14 protein-coding genes and 1 pseudogene are annotated in these 14734 nt (G+C 63.3%); 10 read left to right on the plus strand and 5 right to left on the minus strand.

Annotation, left to right across the window (positions count from 1 at the left end):
• Window positions 1-7: 7 nt before the first annotated feature.
• Window positions 8-937, minus strand: a complete 930-nt coding sequence (locus NOV72_RS28025; protein ID WP_106857787.1) for a DMT family transporter — start codon at window positions 935-937, stop codon at window positions 8-10.
• Between the two features lie 96 nt (window positions 938-1033).
• On the opposite strand from NOV72_RS28025, the gene NOV72_RS28030 reads away from it, so the two are divergent.
• The 4 genes from NOV72_RS28030 (at window position 1034) to NOV72_RS28050 (ending at window position 5390) form a co-directional block, all read left to right on the plus strand.
• Window positions 1034-1954, plus strand: a complete 921-nt coding sequence (locus NOV72_RS28030) for a LysR family transcriptional regulator (protein ID WP_106857788.1) — start codon at window positions 1034-1036, stop codon at window positions 1952-1954.
• 138 nt (window positions 1955-2092) lie between these two features.
• On the plus strand, window positions 2093-3247 hold the full coding sequence (locus tag NOV72_RS28035; protein WP_106857789.1) for an aromatic ring-hydroxylating oxygenase subunit alpha: 1155 nt from the start codon (window positions 2093-2095) through the stop codon (window positions 3245-3247).
• Window positions 3248-3329: 82 nt separating this feature from the next.
• A complete protein-coding gene (locus NOV72_RS28040) occupies window positions 3330-3605 on the plus strand; it encodes a hypothetical protein (RefSeq protein WP_106857790.1) in 276 nt (91 codons plus the stop codon).
• 537 nt (window positions 3606-4142) lie between these two features.
• Window positions 4143-5390 (plus strand): porin, encoded by a 1248-nt coding sequence (locus tag NOV72_RS28050; protein WP_106857792.1) that lies wholly within the window; start codon window positions 4143-4145, stop codon window positions 5388-5390.
• A 102-nt stretch (window positions 5391-5492) separates the two neighbouring features.
• Here NOV72_RS28050 and NOV72_RS28055 read toward each other — a convergent pair whose 3' ends face one another.
• Window positions 5493-6251 carry an SDR family NAD(P)-dependent oxidoreductase gene (locus tag NOV72_RS28055; RefSeq protein ID WP_106857793.1) on the minus strand — a complete coding sequence of 253 codons (759 nt, stop codon included), beginning with the start codon at window positions 6249-6251 and terminating at the stop codon, window positions 5493-5495.
• A gap of 86 nt (window positions 6252-6337) precedes the next feature.
• On the opposite strand from NOV72_RS28055, the gene NOV72_RS28060 reads away from it, so the two are divergent.
• Window positions 6338-6757, plus strand: coding sequence for a hypothetical protein (locus NOV72_RS28060; RefSeq protein ID WP_245933185.1), 420 nt, complete (start codon window positions 6338-6340; stop codon window positions 6755-6757).
• Window positions 6758-6764: 7 nt separating this feature from the next.
• Here the strand turns inward: NOV72_RS28060 and NOV72_RS28065 are convergent, their stop codons facing one another.
• Window positions 6765-8330: a hypothetical protein gene (locus NOV72_RS28065; RefSeq protein WP_106857795.1), complete on the minus strand. Its 1566-nt coding sequence runs from the start codon at window positions 8328-8330 to the stop codon at window positions 6765-6767.
• A gap of 357 nt (window positions 8331-8687) precedes the next feature.
• Here NOV72_RS28065 and NOV72_RS28070 point away from each other — a divergent pair, with 357 nt between their 5' ends.
• The 3 genes from NOV72_RS28070 to NOV72_RS28080 all read left to right on the plus strand — a co-directional run bounded on the left by NOV72_RS28070 (window position 8688) and on the right by NOV72_RS28080 (window position 11168).
• Window positions 8688-8897, plus strand: a complete 210-nt coding sequence (locus tag NOV72_RS28070; RefSeq protein WP_106857796.1) for a hypothetical protein — start codon at window positions 8688-8690, stop codon at window positions 8895-8897.
• Between the two features lie 173 nt (window positions 8898-9070).
• Window positions 9071-10186, plus strand: coding sequence for a hypothetical protein (locus tag NOV72_RS28075; protein WP_106857797.1), 1116 nt, complete (start codon window positions 9071-9073; stop codon window positions 10184-10186).
• A gap of 67 nt (window positions 10187-10253) precedes the next feature.
• Window positions 10254-11168: a LysR family transcriptional regulator gene (locus tag NOV72_RS28080; RefSeq protein WP_106857798.1), complete on the plus strand. Its 915-nt coding sequence runs from the start codon at window positions 10254-10256 to the stop codon at window positions 11166-11168.
• 42 nt (window positions 11169-11210) lie between these two features.
• Here NOV72_RS28080 and NOV72_RS28085 read toward each other — a convergent pair whose 3' ends face one another.
• Together NOV72_RS28085 and NOV72_RS28090 are read right to left on the minus strand one after the other, a co-directional pair.
• Window positions 11211-12578 carry an MFS transporter gene (locus NOV72_RS28085; protein ID WP_245933186.1) on the minus strand — a complete coding sequence of 456 codons (1368 nt, stop codon included), beginning with the start codon at window positions 12576-12578 and terminating at the stop codon, window positions 11211-11213.
• A 646-nt stretch (window positions 12579-13224) separates the two neighbouring features.
• Window positions 13225-13551: a DUF4148 domain-containing protein gene (locus tag NOV72_RS28090; protein WP_106857800.1), complete on the minus strand. Its 327-nt coding sequence runs from the start codon at window positions 13549-13551 to the stop codon at window positions 13225-13227.
• Window positions 13552-13942: 391 nt separating this feature from the next.
• Between NOV72_RS28090 and NOV72_RS28095 the strand changes: the two genes are divergently transcribed.
• Window positions 13943-14260 carry a DUF4148 domain-containing protein gene (locus NOV72_RS28095; RefSeq protein ID WP_106857805.1) on the plus strand — a complete coding sequence of 106 codons (318 nt, stop codon included), beginning with the start codon at window positions 13943-13945 and terminating at the stop codon, window positions 14258-14260.
• 318 nt (window positions 14261-14578) lie between these two features.
• Window positions 14579-14734: pseudogene (locus NOV72_RS32890) on the plus strand (1,2-phenylacetyl-CoA epoxidase subunit PaaA); the annotation flags it as partial.

Genomic DNA, 14734 nt, shown 5'->3' on the forward strand with positions numbered 1-14734 from the left:
TCCGCGCTCACGCCCGACCCGGACGCGCCACGAACACGCCTCGCCAGGGCACGGTCGCCATCAGCGACGCCGCGACGATCATCCCGCCGCCGATCCAGCCTGCCGTCGACACATGCTCGCCGAGCCACGCGCTTGCGAAGAGCGCGCCGAACGCGGGCTCGCTGCCCATCAATAGCGAGACGCGCGTCGGACTGCTGCGGCCGATCGCGTAGTTTTGCGCGAAGAATGCAAAGAGCGTGCATGCAAACACGAGATACAGGACCGAGCCCCAGAACACGCCGTGACCGGCGAACGCGGGCAAAGTCTGCCACTGCGACGGCGCGAAAATCAGTGCGATCGCCGCGCTTCCCGATGCGACGACGCCCGCCTGCACGGCCGTCACAGTGAGCGCGGGCAGCGCCGCCGCGCGCATCACGCGCTTGGTCACGCAGACCGACAGCGCGCGCAGCACGGCGGCGGCGAGGATGAGGCCATCGCCGAGATTGAAGTCGAAGGACAACGCGCCATCCCCCGCGAGCAGCCACGCGCCCGCGAACGACACGCCGACAGCGAGCCACTCGGCCGCGCCGGGACGGCGTTTCAGCAGCGCCCATTCGACGAGCGGCGTCAGCACGACGCACAAGCTGATGAGAAACGCGGCGTTCGCGGCGCGCGTGTGCAAGATGCCGAAGGTTTCGGCGAGAAAAATCGAGAGCAGCAGCAGGCCGAGGACGAGCACGCCGCGCAAGGTCGCCGCGTTCGCGTGCCGCAGATGGCGCAAGTTCGCGGCAAGCAGGCAGAACGTGATGCCGAAGCGCAACGCGAGCAGCGTGAGCACCGGACAGAATGCGAGCGCGGTTTTGGCGACGCCGTAACTGCTGCCCCACACCATCGCGACGAGGAAAAGCAGCAGATCGGAGAGAGGAAGCAGGCGTCGGACGGGCGATTCGATGGTCATGCGGCGGCTCCGGTGAGAGGAGCCGTCATTGTGGAATGATGCATTCAAAGTGATAATCGGGTTCCAGCGCACAGCTTTCCTGTCGCGAATGCACAAATGAATCCCGCCGATCTTTTCGACCTGATGCCCGATATGGCCGTGTTCGCGCGCGTCGTCGATGCGGGCAATTTCTCGGTCGCCGCACGGCAACTGGGCAGCACGCCGTCGACGGTGAGCCGCCAGATCAAGCGTCTCGAAGAGGCGCTCGCCACGCGCCTCTTCGAACGTTCGACGCGCAAGATCCGCGTGACCGAGTCGGGCTATCAGGTGTACCGCCATTGCCGCGACATGGCGGCGGCCGCGTCGGGCGCGGTCGATGCGGCAGGGCAGTCGTCGGGCAAGCCGCAGGGGCGCGTGGCGTTGTCGGCACCCACGGCGTATGCAAAATCCGTAATTCATCCGCTCGTGCCGGCGTTTCTCGCGGCGTATCCGGAGGTCGACTTGCAACTCGTTTTCGCCGATCACGACATCGATCCGCTCGACAGCGACGTCGATCTCGTCATCCGCGTGACGAGTCAACCGCCGCAAGGGCTCGCCGCGCGGCCGCTCGGGCGCGTGCGCTGGCTGCTGTGCGCATCGGCGGAATATGTGCGGGAGCGCGGCGTGCCGGATCATCCGCGCGAACTGGCGCATCACGATTGCATTCATCTCGGCGAGACCGCCGACGACAACCGCTGGCGCTTCACCCGAAGCGGCGAAACTGTGACGGTCGCGGTGCGCGGGCGTTATATCGCCAATCACGCGGGCGCGCGGCTGGAAGCGGCCGAAAGCGGGCTCGGCATCGCGGCGCTGCCGGAATTCGCCGCTCGCGATGCGCTTTCGTCGGGCAGCGTGGCGGCCGTGCTCGCGGATTGGGAAATGCAGGCGCGCGCTTATCAGGGGCCGGTGTGGCTGCTTTATCCGCCGAACCGTTTCTTGCCGCCGAAGGTGCGCGCGCTCATCGATCATCTGCACGCGCATCTTGGCCAGCAGGCGTGAAGGGCGCGCGGGCGCACCGCCCCGGCCATTCGCCACGCGCCTAAATGACCGGCGCCGTGTAGACTGCGAATGGTCGTTCATTGCGTCGCGCGCGAGTGCGGCGCTCAATCCGATCTCCTTTTACCGGAGGCGTCGTACATGCACGCAGCGTTGCCGCAGGGCGAGCAGGAAGCCGGTTCCTTCGATACACCGACGAAGCCGCCGCGCGATCTGCGCCGGGTCGACATTCATCCCGATCACTGGTATCCGCTCGCGTGGTCGCGCGAAGTGAAAACCGGCCATGCGCACGGCGTGCGCTTCGCCGGCGATCCGATCGTGCTCGTGCGCACGGAGTCGGGCAAGGTGTTCGCGCTCGAAGACCGCTGTGCGCATCGGCAGGTGCCGTTGTCGGCGGGCGTCGTCGATGGCGAATCGATCCGTTGCTGCTATCACGGCTGGACCTACGACTGCACCGGCCGCTGCACCGACATTCCCTATCTCGGGCGCGAGCGCCTGCCCAACGGCGTGCGCGCGTATCCGTGCCGTGAAGCGGGCGGGCTCGTCTTCGTGTTCACGGGCGATCCGGCGCGCGCGGAAGCCGCGAAGTTTCCCGATCTCGGCTCCGTCACGGATCGCGCGTACAAGACGCGCCGCTTCGGGCGCGAAGTGAAGTGCCACTATTCCTTCATGCACGAAAACCTGATGGACATGAACCATCAGTTTCTTCATCGGCGGCAGATGGGCAGCATGCGCGCGCGTTCGCTCGGCAGACGGCGCGGCGAGGACTGGATCGAAGTCGATTACATCTTCGCGCGCGAGGCGGGCAAGCAACCGATCGGCGAGGCGCTCGTCTTCGGGCAAAAGCGCGGCACGAAGCCCGACGACGGCGGCAAGGACGTCATGACGATCCGCACCGAGTACCCGTACCAGACGCTCAAGATCCGCACCAAGGACGACACCATGGTCATGGATCTTTGGATCGCCTATGTGCCGCTCGACGCCGAACAGCGCACGAACCGCACGTTTGGCCTGTTGTCGATCCGCCGCCCGAAGATTCCCGGCCTGCTCGATGCCGCATGGCCGCTGCTCGTGTGGTTTACCGAGCGCATCTTCAAGGAGGATCGATGGATCGTCGAGCGCGAGCAGGAGGCGCATGACCGGCAGGGCGCGGACCATAATCACGAGGTGTTTCCGGTCATCATCGAACTGCGCGCGCTTCTGATGGAGCACGGCGTTGCGCACGGCGCGGGCAGAAGCGCGGGCGACACGCGCCGCGTGCACTTCATCCAGCCGATCCAGGAGCCGACAACCTGAGATGTGCGGCCATGCGCCGATTGCACGCCGCGCGCAGTGGCGCTATACAGAAGGCAGAGACCACACACGGAGGACCATCATCATGAACAGCGACCCGACCAAGCCGCGCGAGGACGACGCATCGGGTATCGGCGAGGCGCACCCGGAAGTCGAGCATTTCGATGCGGCCATTTCTCACGTCGACGAATCCTACGCGGCGGGCAAGATGGCGGCCGGCGCGGCGAAGGGCATTTTGTACAGCATCATCGAAACGCTCGGCACGCTCGTCGGCGATCCGGACCTGCCTTCCCACGCGCGCTCGGGCTATGAAGGCTTGCTCGAAACGGCGCGCGAACTGCGCGGCAAAATCGAGCATTAACCGTTCGATCGGGCGGCGCAGGCTTGCAGCGCGTTCGCTCGATATTCATCTTCGCGTCGGTGCATCGTCGGGTAGCTTTCAATTTATTTGCGATGCGCCGGCGCGTCTTGCCGCCCGAAAAAGGCGCGACGCGTCTTCCTCTCTTCCAGCCTCCACGCTCGCCGCTCGGTTTTGCGGCGCAGCATCGCGCACGCCCCGCGCAATAAAGCCGCGCACCTCTTTATGACGAACGGACGGTCCTTTTCCGCTGTCCGGCGCGCCATCGATCGGCCTTGCTGAAGCCGTCGGCATGCCACGTTGCTGTCAGTCTGTTGTCAGTTTCGCGACCGATTGCCCAATATCTGCGTGCCCGAAAATACTCGTTAACCAGACAGTGAAAAAAAACGACACCGAATCGCGTCTTTCTTTCGCATTCGGTCTGTAAGCCATACACTTGCCAGCGATAAAAGTTACGAGTTGAAACATAACGACGTCGCCAGCGCGGCACCGGTTCCAGCACTCGCACGCAAGTCATTGCCCACCGCTTGAGGAGAAAAAATGAAGGGTTTCACATTGACCAAGGCCGCAGTCGTCGCAGCCACGGCGTTCGCAGCCGCGGCACCGGCGTTCGCGCAAAGCAGCGTCACGCTGTACGGTATCGTCGACGATTCGATCGTCTACCAGAGCAGCCAGACGAACCTGGCCAAGACGAACCCGGGCCGCTCGAACGTCAAGATGGCGTCGGGCATCTGGGCGGGCAGCCGTTTCGGTTTGAAGGGTGCGGAAGATCTGGGCGGCGGCAACAAGGCCATCTTCCAGTTGGAATCGGGCTTCGACATCAACAGCGGGCAGCAGCAGTTCACCAACGCGATGTTCGGCCGCCAGGCGTGGGTCGGTCTGACGAACCCCGGCTACGGTACGGTGACGTTGGGCCGCCAGTACACCTCGTACTACACGCTGCTCTCGCCGTATAGCCCGACGAACTGGCTCACCGGCTACTTCGGCGCGCACCCGGGCGATCTGGACGGTTTGGACACGATCTACCGCGCGAACAATTCGGTGGTCTATACGTCGCCGAAGTTCTACGGCTTGACGATCAGCGGTTCGTACTCGTTCGCGGGCGTGCCCGACAGCGTGTACCAGGGCTCGACGTGGTCGGCTGCGATTCAGTATCAGCAAGGCCCGATCGGTGGTGCGGTGGCGTTCTCGCGCATCAACAATGCGGCTAACGGCGGCGGCATCTACAGCAGCAGCTCGACGACGATCAACAGCACGGCAGCGACCGATGGCTCGGGCCAGCCGGGCGTGTCGGCGGTGACCGCGGGCTATCAGCGCGCACAGGCTCAGCAACGCTTCGCGGTTGCGGGCGGCTACCAGTTCAACAGCGCGTGGGACATCTCGGTCACGTACACGAACGTTCAGTACATCCCGGGCACGAACTCGCTGTTCACGGACGAAGCGGTGTTCAACACGGCGGGCACGGTGCTGCACTGGAAGGCGACGCCGGCGTGGGACTTCGCGGCGGGCTACAGCTACACGTGGGCGAGCAAGGCGAACGGCATCAACGATGCGGCGTCGTACCACCAGTTCAACCTCTCGCAGTACTACTCGCTGTCGAAGCGCACGGGCCTGTACGCACTGGAAGCATTCCAGCGCGCGAACGGCAACACGCTGGCAGTGCCGTCGGGCACGACGCGTAACCGTCAGACGGCAGCGAACGCGACCATCGGTGACGGCTTCCAAGGCGCGCCGTCGGCATCGCGCAGCATGTTCGCGGGTGGCGTGGGTATCATCCACCGCTTCTAAGCGACGCTTCGTGGCGTGATGCATTAGGCATTACGCATGTTGTATGCAAAACCCGGACGCCGCGTGCGTCCGGGTTTTTTTGCGCGCGGCGGATTCGATGCCTCAGATGAACATCCCGCCCGACACCTCGACGCGCTGCGCCGTCATCCAGCGATTGCCGTCCGAGAGCATCGCCACGATCGCACCGCCGATATCGTCGGGCAAACCGACGCGTCCGAGCGCCGTGTTATCCGCGATGAACCGGTTCGTGTCGTGATCGTCGCGCACGACGCCGCCACCGAAGTCGCTCTCGATGGCGCCCGGCGCGATGGTGTTCACCGTAATGCCGTGCGGCCCGAGCTCCTTCGCGAGATAGCGCGTGAGCACTTCGATCGCGCCTTTCGTCGCGGCATACGCCGCAAAACCCGGCAACGCGAACCGCGTGAGTCCGCTCGACACGTTCAGAATCGCGCCTTCCTCGTGCAGATAAGGCAGGAGCGTTTGCGTCAGAAAGAACGGTCCCTTCAACTGGATGTTGACGAGTTCGTCGAACTGCGCGGGCGTTGTTTCAGCGAAGAGCGCGTGGATGCCGATGCCCGCATTGTTCACGAGAAAATCGAAGTTCTCGCGCTCGAACGTATCTTCGAGGGTCTTGCAGAGCGCATCACCGAAGGCCGCGAACGTTTCGCAGCGGGCGACGTCGAGTTCCAGCACGGCCGCCTTGCCGCCGGCTTTCGCGATTTCGTCGACGAGCGATCGCGCGGCATCCGCATGACGGTTGTAGGTGCCGATCACGCCGCAGCCTTGCTGCGCGAGTTGCAATGCGGCGTTGCGTCCGAGTCCGCGGCTCGCGCCGGTCAAGACCGCGACCTTGCCGCTCATGGTTGCATTCACGGTGACTGCTCCTTTGATTGCGTGCCCGATGGTTCACTGTAGGACGGCGCGGCGCGCGCAGGAAAGGCGCGTCGATGCTGCAACGCACACGCGGCGGGCGCGTGCCTTGCTGCATCGTTTCGATTCACGCACGGAGGGAGAACCGCATCATGGTCGATCGTGACAGCAAGGAAGGCAGTTCCGAGCCGCCCGCGAGCCTCGAACGCCCGTTCAGGCTTTTCGCGGTGGAGCAGCGCGTGCTGGCGCAGAACGTCGACGGCAAAGTGATCGACATCGGCGCAATGAATTCAAAAAACGGAGAGTTTTGCGCCTGCATGGATTCGGGCGATATCGCAACCGAGCCGAAGCGCAGCCCGGAGCTTGCATTGAAGGCGCTCGCCGGCAAGCTGTCGTTCGATTATCTCGACGGCCTTTTCACAAGCGAGCGCGAAGCCGAGGTGAGCGGCCGTTTGCAGGATTATCCGAGCGTCGAATTCGAACTCGACGAGGATTAGCCAGCGATCACACGCTCGATGGCGGTCGAGGCATTGTTGTCTTGGCCGCTTTTGCGGGCGGCTCGTTGCGCGGCGGAAACATCGCGCCCACGAGCCGGTCGACGAAAAAGAAGAACTTGTCGGACGCATAGCCCGCGACGAACGCGATGGCGAGCGGAGACACATCCTTGCCGCCTTCCAGCAGCTTGCTGAAAAGCCCGATCGAAATGCCGACGATGATCGCGCTCGTCACATGCGCGCGGTTGGCGACCTTCGAATGCTCGGGATGGAAGGTGCTGGCCGCGGAATCGGCGGAGAGCTGCCGCAGGATCGCGGCGCACGCGCCCAGCCACGCATAGAGCACCGGCAACAGAAAGCCCGTCACCGCGCCGACGATCGACAGGATAATGTCGTTTGCATACAGCGCCATCGCGCGAATGTCCTGATACACCGCGATCTTTTGAAAGCCTTGCGCGACGGCGTCGATATCGGACGGCGGGCGGGCGTCGCCTGGCTCGGCATTGGGCTTGGCGAGCAGCGGCAGCGTGATTTCCAGCACCTTGCGCGCGACATCGGGATTGCACTGCCAGTCGCCGCTCGCCACCTTGCCGTCGTAGTACTTCGGCGAATGCGACGTGCGATACGCGCCCTGAAAATTGAGCACGTTCTCTTCGGCGTCGCAGGGCGCTTTATAAGGACTGCGTATCGCGCCGAGACCGAGACTCGTCGTGAACGCGCTGATGCGCGATACGTCGGCGAAGAGCTGGCGGTTGTTCGTCGCGAAGTTCTGCAACTCTTCCTTGATCTGCAACGCGGGCTGCGAGTTCTGCAGCGCAATCACGGCGACGGCGTCCTTCTTCAGATCGGCGTCGGCGATTGCGACCGCGTGCGCCTGCAACTGGTTGTGCAGCGTCAGCGCGGCCGTATCGTTTTCCTTGACGACCGTCGCGATATCCGTCGACACCTGATTCGCAACGAAGAGCAGACACGACAGCGACACGACGAGCAGTGTCAGCGCGATCGCCGAACGCGTGTAAATGCGGATCGCGCGGCGTGCGCCCACCCGCGCTTCGTCGCCCGCCGTTTCCGCGACGACGGGCGTCACCGCGTGCGCGATGCGGCTCATCGCAGCGTAGAAAGCGCTCTCGATCTCGGGATTCCAGGTGTGTTCCTGCTGCGCGGCGCGCGCTTTCGACATCGCTTCGATATCGTGTTCGTCGAGCAGCTTGCCGTTCTGCGCGCCGAAGGAAACCATGTCGCGGCAGTGATCGAGATCGTCGACGATGCGTCGCCCCGGATATTGCACCGACGCCGCGATGCGGCTCATCGCGCCGTAGAACGCGCTGCCGATCGCGCGGCTCCAGATGCCCTGATCGAAGGCGGCCCGCGCGCCGCGCACTGCATCGACGTCGGTCTTTTCGAGGAGCGTTCCGGTTTCGGCCGCATGCGAGATCAGCGCCTCGCACTTGGCGATATCCGCCGCCGCGCGCGGACCGGGCTCGCCGTCGGTGAAGGCGTCGTCGTTCGTGCGGGCGTCGATATTGATGTCGGGCGGGGCGCCATGCCCGGTGAAATCCGTCGTCGTCGTGCTCATGCCGGTCTCCTCGTGTCCGGTCGGAGCATGGGCTGCGGGCGGACGCCGGCCCGAGCCGCGCGCCTCGGGCAGATGGTTTCACATGCAACTACTTACGCACGGCCATCGAAAGCGATACGTCGAAATCGCGGTTCGTTCGCGTCGCAAACGTTTGGTAGACGAATTTCAGGCATCGATTTTTGACGACGTGTGCGTGCATGCGCACACATTCTGCGTGCGTTGCGGATTCCTGAATTATTTTCCTGTCCATTATCGCTTTGAAGTGTGCGCGTTACGCCGCGCAACTTTCACGCCGATGTGCGATGCTAGTCGGGCGGCGGCACTCGGGGCCTGCCGCTTTCAATCGCGGGGTGAATCATGAAAAGAACGCCTTTCGCCACGGTCATCGTCCTTGCGGCAGCGACGCTCGCCGCTCCCGCTTTCGCTCGCGACGATGGTCCGCGCTTCGCGCAGGACCGCCTCGATGCGCTCGTCGCGCAGCACAAGGAAGCGAGCCGTCATATCGCTCAGGGGCCCACGCAGGAAAAGCACGCTCAGTCGAAAGCGCAGCAGCACGGCGCTTCGTAAGCTGATTTTGCTCGCGACCTGACGAAGCACGCCGGGTCGCGACGCCCTCGGAGAACCGGCGCGCAACGCGCCGGAAGTGATCGTTCGTGCTCAAAGGTATGAAATTTGCGACGTTGGCCCGGATGTTCCGCGGCCGCACGCCGACGATCCTCTTTTCACCTTCATAAAGAGCCATGACAAGGAAAGCCTTATCGATTGCCATTCTCTCCGTCTCCTTTCTCGCAGCAGGCTGCGCGGGCATCGGTCCGGGCCGCCTCAAAGCCGATCAGGTGGATTACGCCCGGGCGCTCGGCGATGCGAAAAAGCGAGAAATTCTTGCAGCGATTGTCGGTTTGCGCTTCGCGGACGCGCCGTCGTTTCTCACCGTGAGCAGCATCATCGCCGCCTATACGTTCGATACGACGGGCGGCCTCGTGCTCAATGCCGGCTCCGGCGCGCAGCCGAATTACGCGCAGGCGACGGGCAGCGTCTCTTACTCGAATCATCCGACGTTCACGTTCAGCCCGACCACCGGCGACGCGTATGCGAGCGCCTACATCCGTCCGCTTTCGCCGACGCTCGTGATGCCGCTCGCCGAAAGCGGCATTCCGATCGACCTGTTGCTGCGTATCACCGCGCAATCGATCAGCGGCTTGCAAAACGGCAACGCACTGGGCGGACCGAACGCATCGGGGTCGCCCGAGTTCTTCGTGTTGCTTCAGGCATTGCGCAGGCTGCAGCTTGCGGGCGAGCTCAACATCGAGTCGCGCAACACGGATGACGCCAAGAGCAACAAGAGCGACAAGAGCGCGAAGGGAAACAGCGCCGACAAGGGCGGCGTTTTCATCACGCTCGGCGCGACGCGCAGCGGGTCGAACAAGGAAGTCGTCCAAGATCTCGCGGTCGTGAGAAAGCTGCTGCACCTCTCGCCGAAGATGAAGACGTATGAGATCGTGTATGGTCAATCGTCGGATCAGAACCGCGTGCCGATGGTCACGCGTTCGGTCCTCGGCATTCTCACCGATCTCGGCGCGCAGATCGCCGTGCCCGACGCGCAGGTGGGCAGCGGCGCGACCAAGCCGGGCATCGGGCTGATCGGCGGGGAAACGCGGCCGACCATCGTCGTGAAGGTGGGCGAGAAAGTGCCGCGCGACGCATACGTGAGCGTGCTCTACGACGATGCCCATTACTGGATCGATCGCGGCGACTTCGATTCGAAATATGCGTTCACTGTCGTGCAGAACCTGATGGCGCTCGCGGAAGTCACGGACACGGCAAAGTCGCCGGTGGTCACGATTCCGGCCAACTGAACGCGTCAGCGCGTCACGGTCCTTCCTCTCGCTTTCGTCGATGAAGGCTCGTGACTACAATGATTCGATGACCGACATCGACATCAGGCTGCTGCAGGTGTTCGCCGAAATTCACGCCACGCGCAGCGTCTCACAGGCCGCGGCGAACCTCGGGCTGTCGCAGCCCACGATCTCCTTCAATCTCGCGAAGCTGCGCGATCACTATCAGGATCCGCTTTTTGTGCGCTCGTCGGCGGGCATGGAGCCGACGCAATTCGCGAGCGATCTGCATCAACGCACGGTCACGCTGCTCGCGTCGTTCGACGCGCTGTCGAAGCATCGCAAGTGCTTCGATCCCGAGACCGCGAAGCAGGTTTTTCGCATCGCGATGACCGACATCAGTCAGATCGTGCTCCTGCCGACCTTGCTCAGGCGGCTGCGCGCGATTGCGCCGGGTGTGCGCATACGCGTGCTGCATATCGAAGACAAGACACCGCAACTGCTCGAATCGGGCGAGGCGGAACTCGCGGTCGGCTTCATGCCGCAACTCGAAGCGGGTTTTTATCAGCAGAAGCTATTCACGCAGCGTTTCGTCGGCATGGCGGCAATGCATCATCCGCGGATTTTGAATGCAACCGATGCACCCACGCTCGATGCTTTTCTCGCAGAAGGGCACATCGTCGTGACGCCTTCGGGCACCGGGCATTCGGTCGTCGACCGCACCTTGCGGCAGCTCGGAGTCGAGCGTCACGCGGTGCTCGAGCTGCCGAACTATCTGGGCCTCGCCAACATCATCGCGCGCACGGACCTGCTCGCGACGGTGCCGCTCAGACTCGCGGAACCGATCGCCGATGAAGCAGGCATCCGCGTGTTCGAACTGCCGTTCGACGTGCCGACCTATCAGGTGAAGCAGCACTGGCACGAGCGCTTTCATCACGATGCCGCGCATCGCTGGCTGCGCACGGTGCTGACCGAGCTGTTTCTGGAATCTGCAATCGCGTGAGCGCGGCAGGTAATGAATGCAAAATGCCGAATGCCTTATGCATCATTCAGCCACGGTCATTGCGGATGGCGTGACGTCGAAGCGCTGACGGCGGCGGGCGCGCGCCAGCATCGCAAGCGAGATCGCCGCGATCACGCTCGGCACGGTGAGCAGCAGGAAGATCGTGCGGAAGTCGAACTGCTGACCGAGCATCACGCCGCCGAGGAGCGATCCCGTCACCGATCCGCTGCGCCCGACGGCGTTCGCCCACGCGACGCCTGTCGCGCGGCTGCCGGTCGGATAGAAGCCTGCGGCGAGCGCGTTGCCGCCCACTTGTCCGCCGCTCACGCACACGCCGATGCCGAAGATCGCGACGACGATCATCGGCACCGATCCGCCCGCGAACGCGCACATCACGATGAATCCGGCCGCGACGAGATACGCCGACGACAGCACGCGATGTGGCTCGCGGCGATCCATCAGCCAGCCGAGCAGGATCGCGCCCGCCGTGCCGCCGATCTGGAACGTCGCGCTCATGAACGACGCCTGCTTCAGCGAGAGGCCATTGCTCGACAGAAGGGTAGGCATCCAGCTCGACAGCAGATAGACGATCAGCAGGCTCATGAAGAAGGTTGCCCACAAGAGCAGCGTGCCCGCGAGCACATCCGGCGCGAACAGCGCGCGCACCGACGACTTCATCGGCGCTTCGCCTGCCTGAAGACGCGTGCCGGCGGGAAGCGAGGGATCGATCTTTCGGGCGATGCGCTCGATGCGTTCGTCGCTGCGCGTGGCGGTGCCATGCTTTGCGACGAGCAGGAAGCGCAGCGATTCGGGCAAGGCGGCGACGAGCATGGGCAAGAGCAGAAGCGGTGCGACGCCGCCGATGGCGAGAATGCCGCGCCAGCCCACTTGCGCAAGCAACTGTCCGCTGACGAGACCGCCCAGTGCGGAGCCGACCGTGAAGCCACAGAACATCAGCGTGACGAGGCCGGAGCGCCGCTCAGCCGGGCAGTACTCGGACGTGAGGGTGATCGCATTGGGCATCGCGCCTCCGAGCCCGAGGCCCGTAACGAAGCGCAACGCGATGAGCCACATGAGATCCGGCGCAAAGCACGACGCAAGACTCGCCGCGCCGAACACGCCGACCGATCCGACGAGCACCGCCTTGCGGCCGAAGCGATCTGCGAGCGGGCCGAACACGAGCGCGCCCGTCATCAGGCCAAAAAGTCCCGCGCCGAAGAGCGGCGCGAGCGATGCGGCAGTGAGATGCCATTGCTCGCGCAAGGCCGGTCCGATGAAGCCGATGGACGCGGTATCGAAGCCATCGATGGCGACGATCAGGAAGCACAGCAGCAGGATGCGTTTCTGGAAGGAAGAAAGGGCACGTGAGTCGATGAATTGATCGACGCGCAAGGCGATGGTTGAGGGCAAGGTCGTCTCCGTGTATCTCTGTTTGGCGAAACCGTGTGAAGAGACGCTTTGCATGTCGAGGCTTCGAGTCAATGCGCGTCTTCCGGCGATTTCGCTTGCGGTGAGGCGGCCTGCATTGGACCGCGTCTGTTTTGCCGATCATAGACATCGTGTGCGTGGTGTCCATAAAGCGGCATCGATAGAGGTCATCGATGCTGTCGATATGCCTCACGGTTCGATCGGCGCTTGCATGCCACTCGATTTCAAGTCTTCGCTATGGAGCGTCGCTGTATGGGCGCGAACGGAGGGCGCAGTGTGTGGGGGCTATCTGAATTGATCGCCGCTGGAGAGGCGGCGCATGGGGTGTTTCGAGCGACAAGACAGGCCGGTCGAATTTTGAGCCGTGCATCGATGCGTTCGAATGGGCTGATGCGCAGAAGCCGTCGCGATGATAGCAGGGCGCGACGTTCGGCTTCACTTGTCGCTGACGTCGCGCGCTACATCACGACGATTCCATGATCAGCCGCAGCCCCGGCATCTAACATTCCGAATGCAAAATGCCATCATGCATAAAGCATTTCGCATGCAAAACGCGAGGGGGCGACATCGTTCGGATGTCGCCCCCTCGCGCTATAGCCGACACGAATCGGCTGGTGATGCTATCCGCTTACTGGCCGAAATAAGCGCCGAGCGCACGCGGTTGAACGCCGTTCGTGCGGCCCGACTGCGACGAGCCATTGGCGACCGAGCCATAGTCGCTCGATTGCGCCGGCGCTTGCGCGAGCTGCTCCGCGCTCACGCGGGCTTGCGCTGCCTGGATGTTCGACGGATACGACGGGTCGCTGATGTTCGGGTTATAGCCGGCCTTTTCGAGTTGAACGAGCTCGGCGCGCACCTGAGCGCGGCTGATGGGCGCGTCCGATTGCTGCGCGAACGAAAGGGCGGGAACGGCAAGGGCGGCGGCGACGGCGACTGCGGAAATGAACGTCTTCATGGTGACTACCTCCGATTCGGATATCTGATCGTGCTGCCGGTTTCGTATTAAGCAGCTTGTGAACGGAGTGTAAAGACGAGTGCTCCGAAGATCATTCTCGTTTCCGTTGAATGATCTTTGTCGATTTAGGAATAATCGGCCCGGCGCTTCGTTGCATCGCGTGAAAGGGTCCGCGCGACGGCGTTGATGACTAGCTCGCCCACTATGTATCGACGGTGCGCCGCATTATCGGCACCCCGTCACGCGTCCGTTTTCTTACCAATTCCGTAAAGATGCTTCCTTGTCTCGATGAATGATCATCGACGGCTGCGACCCTACACTTCGATCGTCCGCTCGGCGCGTGTCGAATCCCGAAGCGCGCCGGGCTTCATCGAATCAGAGAGAGCCGATCATGAAATCGTGGATCAAAGCAGTCATCGCAGCCGCCGTCTTGTCCGCACCGCTTGTGTCGTTCGCTCAATCGAGCGCGTCGGTGAGTCGCGCCGAAGTTCGCGGCGAACTCGTGCAACTCGAGAAGGCTGGCTATGCGCCCGTCGCGGAGGATGCGTCTTACCCGGCGAAACTGCAGGCAGCCGAAACGCGCGTCGCCGATATGCGCATCGCTCAGGCGCAGGCCGAAGGTTACGGCTCGTCGGCGGGCGCAGCTTCGCAATCAGGCCGAGCGAGCAAACCGGTCGTCGATCCGCACGGCGTGTTCTTCGGGCAGTAAAGCAAGTACTGGATTTCCGGCAATTCGCCCGCGGGATCTGATGCCTTCGGTCGATTAAATACAAAACTCGAAATGCGCTTCGCGGCGCGACGTTCGCGAACGTGGAGGAACCTCCGCCGCCGGATCCCGGTGGTTTGCCCAGTCCGTTTTTGCGGCTGGGCTTTTTTGCGTGCATTTACCGCGCTTTTAAAGAAAGGGTGCCGGGTTAACGCGATGCTATTCGCATCGAATGAGTTGCAAGCAAAATTAATCAACCGTCCGGTCGGTTAATAGATATACTCGCTCCATCGCATCTCAAAAAAGACGGCGGAGCCCCGCATGTACACCCAATCCCTCGACCTCCCGAGCCCCACGCAGCCAAACGAAGCGGCCCCATCCGCCGCCGCCGAACAGTCTTGCTTCGACGCCGTGATGCAAGCCGACGGCAAGATCGAAGCGCAGGACTGGATGCCCGAGGCCTATCGCAAGACGCTG

The sequence above is a fragment of the Caballeronia novacaledonica genome (assembly GCF_900258035.1).
Lineage (GTDB): Bacteria > Pseudomonadota > Gammaproteobacteria > Burkholderiales > Burkholderiaceae > Caballeronia > Caballeronia novacaledonica.

Bases quoted from the DNA above. Each gene is read 5' to 3' on its own strand.
- NOV72_RS28055 (WP_106857793.1), bottom strand. From the start codon at position 6,251: ATGAGCGGCAAGGTCGCGGTCTTGACCGGCGCGAGCCGCGGACTCGGA.
- NOV72_RS28080 (WP_106857798.1), top strand. From the start codon at position 10,254: ATGACCGACATCGACATCAGGCTGCTGCAGGTGTTCGCCGAAATTCAC.
- NOV72_RS28095 (WP_106857805.1), top strand. From the start codon at position 13,943: ATGAAATCGTGGATCAAAGCAGTCATCGCAGCCGCCGTCTTGTCCGCA.
- NOV72_RS28025 (WP_106857787.1), bottom strand. From the start codon at position 937: ATGACCATCGAATCGCCCGTCCGACGCCTGCTTCCTCTCTCCGATCTG.
- NOV72_RS28075 (WP_106857797.1), top strand. From the start codon at position 9,071: ATGACAAGGAAAGCCTTATCGATTGCCATTCTCTCCGTCTCCTTTCTC.
- NOV72_RS28035 (WP_106857789.1), top strand. From the start codon at position 2,093: ATGCACGCAGCGTTGCCGCAGGGCGAGCAGGAAGCCGGTTCCTTCGAT.
- NOV72_RS28040 (WP_106857790.1), top strand. From the start codon at position 3,330: ATGAACAGCGACCCGACCAAGCCGCGCGAGGACGACGCATCGGGTATC.
- NOV72_RS28070 (WP_106857796.1), top strand. From the start codon at position 8,688: ATGAAAAGAACGCCTTTCGCCACGGTCATCGTCCTTGCGGCAGCGACG.
- NOV72_RS28065 (WP_106857795.1), bottom strand. From the start codon at position 8,330: ATGAGCACGACGACGACGGATTTCACCGGGCATGGCGCCCCGCCCGAC.
- NOV72_RS28060 (WP_245933185.1), top strand. From the start codon at position 6,338: ATGCTGCAACGCACACGCGGCGGGCGCGTGCCTTGCTGCATCGTTTCG.
- NOV72_RS28030 (WP_106857788.1), top strand. From the start codon at position 1,034: ATGAATCCCGCCGATCTTTTCGACCTGATGCCCGATATGGCCGTGTTC.
- NOV72_RS28090 (WP_106857800.1), bottom strand. From the start codon at position 13,551: ATGAAGACGTTCATTTCCGCAGTCGCCGTCGCCGCCGCCCTTGCCGTT.
- NOV72_RS28050 (WP_106857792.1), top strand. From the start codon at position 4,143: ATGAAGGGTTTCACATTGACCAAGGCCGCAGTCGTCGCAGCCACGGCG.